The sequence below is a fragment of the Flavobacterium cyanobacteriorum genome, from assembly GCF_002251835.1.
In the GTDB taxonomy this organism is placed as follows: Bacteria; Bacteroidota; Bacteroidia; order Flavobacteriales; family Flavobacteriaceae; genus Flavobacterium; species Flavobacterium cyanobacteriorum.
The window spans coordinates 1-6,997 of sequence record NZ_NOXV01000139.1 but is presented as its reverse complement, the minus strand read 5'-3'; the positions used below and the strand labels follow the sequence as shown (position 1 = coordinate 6,997).

General features: G+C 44.9%; 6 protein-coding genes. 1 reads left to right on the top strand and 5 read right to left on the bottom strand.

What is annotated here, in order from left to right; all coding sequences use genetic code 11:
• Positions 1 to 139: 139 nt before the first annotated feature.
• The 5 genes from arsB to CHU92_RS01985 all read right to left on the bottom strand — a co-directional run bounded on the left by arsB (position 140) and on the right by CHU92_RS01985 (position 4,266).
• Positions 140 to 1,198: an ACR3 family arsenite efflux transporter gene (gene arsB, locus CHU92_RS02005; RefSeq protein ID WP_094412086.1), complete on the bottom strand. Its 1,059-nt coding sequence runs from the start codon at positions 1,196 to 1,198 to the stop codon at positions 140 to 142.
• Complete coding sequence (locus CHU92_RS02000) at positions 1,191 to 1,610, bottom strand: arsenate reductase ArsC (protein ID WP_094412084.1); 420 nt, start codon at positions 1,608 to 1,610, stop codon at positions 1,191 to 1,193. The genes arsB and CHU92_RS02000 overlap by 8 nt, the downstream gene beginning before the upstream one ends.
• Before the next feature lie 104 nt (positions 1,611 to 1,714).
• The gene (locus CHU92_RS01995) at positions 1,715 to 2,044 is read right to left on the bottom strand and encodes an ArsR/SmtB family transcription factor (RefSeq protein WP_094412082.1); all 330 of its coding nucleotides are present in this window, start codon (positions 2,042 to 2,044) and stop codon (positions 1,715 to 1,717) included.
• A 255-nt stretch (positions 2,045 to 2,299) separates the two neighbouring features.
• Positions 2,300 to 3,163: a hydroxymethylglutaryl-CoA lyase gene (locus CHU92_RS01990; protein WP_094412080.1), complete on the bottom strand. Its 864-nt coding sequence runs from the start codon at positions 3,161 to 3,163 to the stop codon at positions 2,300 to 2,302.
• A 65-nt stretch (positions 3,164 to 3,228) separates the two neighbouring features.
• Positions 3,229 to 4,266 (bottom strand): quinone-dependent dihydroorotate dehydrogenase, encoded by a 1,038-nt coding sequence (locus CHU92_RS01985; RefSeq protein ID WP_094412078.1) that lies wholly within the window; start codon positions 4,264 to 4,266, stop codon positions 3,229 to 3,231.
• Between the two features lie 151 nt (positions 4,267 to 4,417).
• On the opposite strand from CHU92_RS01985, the gene CHU92_RS01980 reads away from it, so the two are divergent.
• Positions 4,418 to 6,976 carry a response regulator gene (locus CHU92_RS01980; RefSeq protein WP_094412076.1) on the top strand — a complete coding sequence of 853 codons (2,559 nt, stop codon included), beginning with the start codon at positions 4,418 to 4,420 and terminating at the stop codon, positions 6,974 to 6,976.
• The last annotated feature ends 21 nt before the right edge of the window (positions 6,977 to 6,997 follow it).

Genomic DNA, 6,997 nt, shown 5'->3' with positions numbered 1-6,997 from the left:
AGCGGCATCCTCCCCGCCGCCCGCTTTTGCGGCGGGGAGATAGAGTGTACAGCGGGAAATTCCCTGCCAAAGAAGCGCTTAGCCGGCTGCTCCTGATGCTGAAACGCCTGTGGTTCAAATGCGGCTTTTAGAGTATAACTCAGGCATCATAATATTTTTTACGGAACCAGTAGGCAGTACTGACCAGGGATATTAGTACTGGGACTTCGACCAGCGGGCCTATGACCCCTACAAATGCCTGACCGCTGTTTATGCCAAAGACGCCTATGGCTACGGCAATGGCGAGTTCGAAATTATTGCCGGCAGCGGTAAAGGCTATGGCAGCATTTTTTGAATAGTCTGCCCCCAGTTTTTTACCGGCAATAAGACTAACCATGAACATGAGTATAAAATATACAACTAAGGGTATGGCGACCCGCAGTATATCCATTGGGAGTTGCAGTATTACATTGCCCTTGAGGCAAAACATGACAAATATGGTAAAGAGCAGGGCAACGAGGGTGACCGGTGAAACGAAAGGTATAAATGTTTTTTGGAACCATTCTTCCCCTTTTAGCCTAATCAATATATAATGCGACAGTAGGCCTGCCAGGAAAGGAATGCCCAGGTATATTGCCACGCTTGATGCGATATCTGCCATTGAGACATTAATGTGCAATCCTTCCATACCAAAAAAAGGGGGTAGTATGGTTATGAAAATATAGGCGTATACACTGTAGAGCAAAACCTGGAAGATGCTGTTAAGCGCAATAAGCCCGGCAGCGTATTCGCGGTTGCCGCCGGCCAGGTCGTTCCAGACTACCACCATGGCTATGCACCGGGCAAGGCCTATAAGTATAAGGCCGGCCATATATTCCGGATAACCGTGAAGGAAAATCAGTGCCAGCAGGAACATCAGTACAGGGCCAATGATCCAGTTGAGGGCCAGGGACAACGAGAGCACTTTTATATTGGCAAAGACTTCGCTTATCCTGCCGTACTGTACTTTGGCCAATGGCGGGTACATCATGAGGATAAGGCCAACAGCCAGTGGTACATTGGTACTACCGGAGGAAAATGAGTTTATAAATGCGCCGGAAGACGGGATAAAATAGCTTACAGCCACGCCCGTGGCCATGGCGAGGAGTATCCATAAGGTGAGGTAGCGGTCAAGAAAGCGCAGGCGCTTCCTTTGGTAAGCCGGGGCACAGTTATCCATTTTGTATTTGTTTAATGAAAGACTCACTGTATTTTTTTATCATATCCCGGACGCTCCTGAACTCATCAAGAATTTCCTGTCCGGTACCTGTCGCGCGGGCAGGGTCCGGGAAATTATGGTGGAATTTTTGTGCGCCACCGGGAAAAACAGGGCAGCTTTCGTTAGCATTATCGCACACGGTAATGACATAATCAAAATGGATACCGGCATATTCGTCTACATGATTGGAAGTATGGCCGGATATGTCTATCCCGTCTTCTGCCATTACTCTGACCGCCTTTGGATTAACACCGTGTGTTTCGATACCGGCACTGTAAACTTGAGCAGTATTACCGGCAAAGTATTTCAGGTAACCTTCGGCTATCTGGCTACGGCAACTGTTGCCGGTGCATAATACGAGTATTTTTTTCATAATAAATAATTGACTCTATAAAACAATCTAAAAAAACAACTTGAAACACAATAAGGGAAGCTATATATAGAATTGTGAATAATCTTACTGATTTTTGTTTGATGTTAACAACAATTATTATTGTTATTGAGCTGGGTAAGTATACTGTCAAGATATGATGCAATAGTTGCTACAGCTTCCTGGCTGATGCAGTAACATATTGCGGTGCCTTCAATATTTCCTTTAATCAGCCCGGCGTTTTTAAGTTCTTTTAAATGCCGGGATATGGTTGGCTGGGCGAGCGGCAGCTCGTTCACAATGTCACCACATATACATTCGCCAACTTTAAGAAGGTAATCCAGTATGGCTACCCGTGCGGGATGGCCTAATGCTTTGAAGATTAAACTTACGGTATTTTGTTCTGGGGTAAAGAGATCTGATTTTGTAAAGCCCATGATTAATATTTATATATTGCAATATTACGATATTAACGTGTAATGAGAAAAGGATATCTGATACTTTTTTTAGGTAATAGCAAACCGGGGAGTACGGGCTTTGCTGCCAGCCCCGATCGAAGCGGCATCCTCCCCGCCTGCCCTGCTTTTGGCAGGCGGGGAGATAGAGTGGAGAGCGGGACGGATGTTGCCAAAAATGCGCACGGTTTCCTGCTCCTGATAAAAAAAGGTTACTTCACGGGGAAAGGATGTATATTAATGGTATGCTGTAAAAATTTTTGTAGCCTCGTTATAAGCACTTTCAAAGCTCATGGCGTGGGTATTGGTATCGGCTTTTGCGGCGGTACAATAGGAAAGTAATTTTTCTGTAGGCATATTGCCCGTAAGTTCATCCTTGGCCATGGGGCAACCGCCAAAGCCCTGTATAGCGCCGTCAAAGCGGGTGCAGCCGGCTTTGAATGCGGCGTCAATTTTTTCGTGCCACCTGTCTGGTGTAGTGTGCAGGTGGGCGCCAAATTCTATTTGGGGGTATTTGGGTATCAGGTTTGAAAAAAGGTATTCAATGACTTCGGGTGTTGAGCTGCCTATAGTATCTGACAATGAAAGTATCTTTATGCCCATGGCCGCGAGTTTTTCGGTCCACTCCCCTACTATTTCCACATTCCAAGGGTCGCCATAGGGGTTACCAAAGCCCATAGAGAGGTAGGCAACCACCTCTTTATTACTCCTGTCGGCTATGTTGAGTATCTCCTGCAGGGTCACTATGGATTCGGCAATGGTTTTGTGGGTATTGCGCATCTGGAAATTCTCTGAGATGGAGAACGGGTAGCCTAAATAGCGGATTTCATTGTGCTGAGAAGCATTTTCTGCTCCCTGCGTATTGGCTATAATGGCCAGGAGCTTGCTTTTTGTACGGCTCAGGTCGAGTCTTGCGAGTACCTCGGCGGTATCCTGCATCTGCGGTATGGCTTTGGGAGATACAAAGCTGCCAAAATCAATAGTATCAAAGCCTACACGGAGCAATGCCTGTATATATGCGGTTTTTTTTTCTGTAGGGATGAATTCCTTAATACCCTGCATCGCATCGCGGGGACATTCGATAATTTTTACCTGCTTCATAGAAGCCCAAAGATAAAAAAGAAATGCTTTTTACGAAATCGATTTCTTTAAAAGTTGCAGGGCGGCTAAGAAGCCCCGGAAGCTATTATTTTTTTATTAATGGCTTTTACGAGCGCGGGGCCTTCATAGACAAAGCCGGTATATAGCTGTACAAGGCTGGCGCCGGCCTGGAGTTTTTCAAGGGCATCTTCGGGTGAATGTATGCCACCTACGCCAATTATCGGGAACGCCCTGTTACTTTTCTCTGAAAGGAACCTAATAACTTCTGTGGAGCGTTTTGCCAGCGGCTTCCCGCTAAGCCCTCCTGTTTCTGTTTTATCTGCTGACCGGAGGCCTTCGCGCGCGAGTGTGGTATTAGTGGCAATAATACCCGCAATCCCGGTGGTTTTTACAATATCAATTATATCGAGCAGCTGCCCGTCAGTGAGGTCGGGCGCAATTTTCAGCAAAACAGGTTTTGCTTCAGGCTTTGCTGCATTTCTCTCCTGCAATGCCTGTAACAGCGCTGTAAGGGGTTCCTTATCCTGCAATTCGCGCAGGTTAGGCGTATTGGGCGAACTTACATTCACCACAAAATAATCAACATACTCATACAGTGCTTCAAAACAGGCAATATAATCATCCGTGGCGCTTTCATTAGGGGTGAGCTTATTTTTACCAATATTGCCGCCTATAATAATATGGCCCTTACCCAAAGGATTCTTTTTCAGGCGTTTTACGGCGTCTTCCACCCCGCCGTTATTAAACCCCATACGGTTAATAATAGCGCTGTCAGCCTTAAGCCTGAACAGCCTCTTTTTAGGGTTTCCTTCCTGGGGCTTTGGCGTAAGCGTACCTATCTCTATAAACCCGAAACCCAGGCAGGACAGTTCCTTATAAAGTTTTGCATCCTTATCAAGGCCGGCAGCAAGCCCCACGGGATTTTTAAATTTTATCCCGAAAACCTCTCTTTCCAGGCGCGGGTTTTCAATGCTGAACATAGCCCGCTGTAATGAAGGCATACCGGGAATACGGCTAAGGAAACGAATACAGGAAAATGTAAAATAATGGACTTTTTCAGGGTCAAACCGGAAGAGCAGGGGCCTGATGAAGAATTTATACATAGTATTGTTGTGTTATTAAGTGCAAAAATAGGGATATAGGTTATTTCTATCTAACTAATGGGTGAAAGATATTTATCTATAAATATGCGCTACAGTTTGTTTAACAGTTCTTTTACATTTTTATCTTAAATTTAATGGTATATTTAGCATCATGACAGAACCTGTTGCCAAAAACAAAAACAGCATCCCTGATTTCCTTACTTATGAAGGGCAATTAGGAGAACTTATACGCAACTACAACTGGTCTGCCACACCATTAGGGCCTATCAGCCAATGGTCACAGAGCCTTAAAACTACCGTCAACCTGATGCTGAATTCTGCCAACCCTATATGGATTGGCTGGGGTACTGATGTAACTTTCCTGTACAATGACGCATATATAGAAATTTTAGGAACCGAAAAACACACATGGGCGCTGGGCAGGCCTGTAAGTGAAGTCTGGGAAGAAGTCTGGGACATTTGCGGGCCTTTATGCAAACGGGTTTTTGAGAAAGGCCAGGCTTCAACCAACAATGACATGGAATTTTACCTGAAACGGGGTGATTTCCTTGAAGAAAAATATTTCTCTTTCAGCTACAGCCCTGTTTTTGATGAATCTGGCAATGTTGGCGGCTTATTTTGTGCCAGCTACGAAACCACCGATAAAATACTGAGTGCGCGCCGCAACCGTACACTCTCGGCACTGGCAGAGAAATCACTCACCGAAAAAACAATAGCAACAGCCTGTGCCGCAGCGGCAGAAACACTGGGTAAAAACCCTAAAGATGTACCTTTTGCGGTTTTTTACCTTACAAACGACAAAGGTGAAAAGGCTGAACTTGTACAACGCACGGGCCTTGGAAAACCTGCGGAGTCTTTATTTCCTGAAAATATAAGCCTTAATGATAAAAACCTGCGGGAACATTATCTGCCCGTGGCGGAAGTAATTACCTCTGGTAAGCCTGTTATTGCTGCTGTCAGCGCACCAGGTTTGCTGCCACATGGCCCGGCGGGCCAGCCGGTACAACAGGTGATAGCCAAGCCAATAATGAATTCTTCGGCAAAAACTATTGGCGCTATAGTATTCGGCATCAACCCTACGCGAAAGCTCGATGAGGATTACCATACTTTTTTTAAAATGGCCGCAAGCCAGGTATCAAAAGCCATACAAAACGCAACGGCAACCGAAAATGAGCGGAAAAGGCTTGAAGAGCTTGCCGAAATTGACCGTGCCAAGACCACTTTTTTCAGCAATATAAGCCATGAGTTCAGGACACCCCTAACCCTGATGCTCGGCCCGCTCGAAGATCTTATGCACCATACCCCGATAGACAGCAAAGTGCGGGAAACTGCCGAAACGGCTCACAGGAATGCCATGAGGCTGCTCCGCCTGGTCAATACGCTGCTGGACTTCAGCTATATGGAAAGCGGCCGGATGAAGGCAAAATTTACCCCTACTGACATCAGTCAGTTTACTGCCAGCCTTGCAGGTAATTTCAGGGCTGTTATAGAAAAGGCCGGCATGGATTTTATTGTAGATATCCCCGCCCTTGTTGAGGCGCATTTAGACAGGGATATGTGGGAAAAAATTATTTTTAACCTACTGTCAAATGCTTTTAAGTATACATTAAAAGGAAAAATATCTATCAGCCTGTCCGAAGAATCAGGCAACGCAGTCCTTCGCGTCACCGATACAGGGGTAGGTATTCCGCAGGCCGAACTATCAAAGGTGTTTACTAGGTTCCACAGAATAGCTTCCGCTTCAGGCCGTAGTTTTGAAGGGTCGGGTATCGGGCTGTCCATGATAAAAGAATTTGTACTGCAGCATAATGGCAACATCTGGGTTGAAAGCACTGAAGGCAAAGGAAGTACGTTTACAGTAAAGATTCCGCTTTTTCAGGAATCTTCAGCGCTTACACTTGCAGCAAATGTAGTTTCTGCAAACAATGCAGTTTCATTGCAATATAACCATGAAGCGGAAACAACATTACAAAACAATGAAAATTTTATAGAAGTTACTGAAGAAGATAATCTTACTGCTACTGACACTATACTTATTGTCGATGATAATAAAGACATGCGCCATTACCTGAAATCCATAATGGAAAAAAATTATAAGGTATTGCTGGCCAACAATGGGCAAGCCGCGCTTAATATGTCCGAAAATCATGATATTTCACTAATTATAACCGACCTCATGATGCCGGCAATGGATGGCCTCACACTGCTTAAGGAACTTAAAAACAGGCCACGGACATCACTAATCCCGGTAATCTTACTTACGGCAAGGGCCGGGGAGGAATCAAAAATAGAAGGTTTTGAAACAGGTGCAGATGATTACCTGGTGAAGCCGTTTTCAGCAAAAGAACTTCAGGCCCGGATACGTTCACAAATCCGTATTGCCAAAGCGCGCGGCCACATAAAACAGGAACTAAATAACCTTTTTATGCAGGCGCCCATGGCAATATGTGTACTGAAAGGACAAGATTTTATTGTTGAAATGGCTAATGATAATATGCTGTCACTCTGGAAGAAGGATGCTGCCGCAATACTTAATAAGCCGCTACTGGATGGGCTGCCCGAAGCAAAAGCACAGGGCCATGGCAAATTGTTGGAACAGGTGATGCAAACCGGAAATGAATATGTTGATGAAGAATCTCCGTTTTACAATGAAAATAATGGCAATAAAGAACGGCTATACATAAAGAAGTGGTTTAAACTTATTTGTTAAATAAAAAAGGGTTGACGAAAT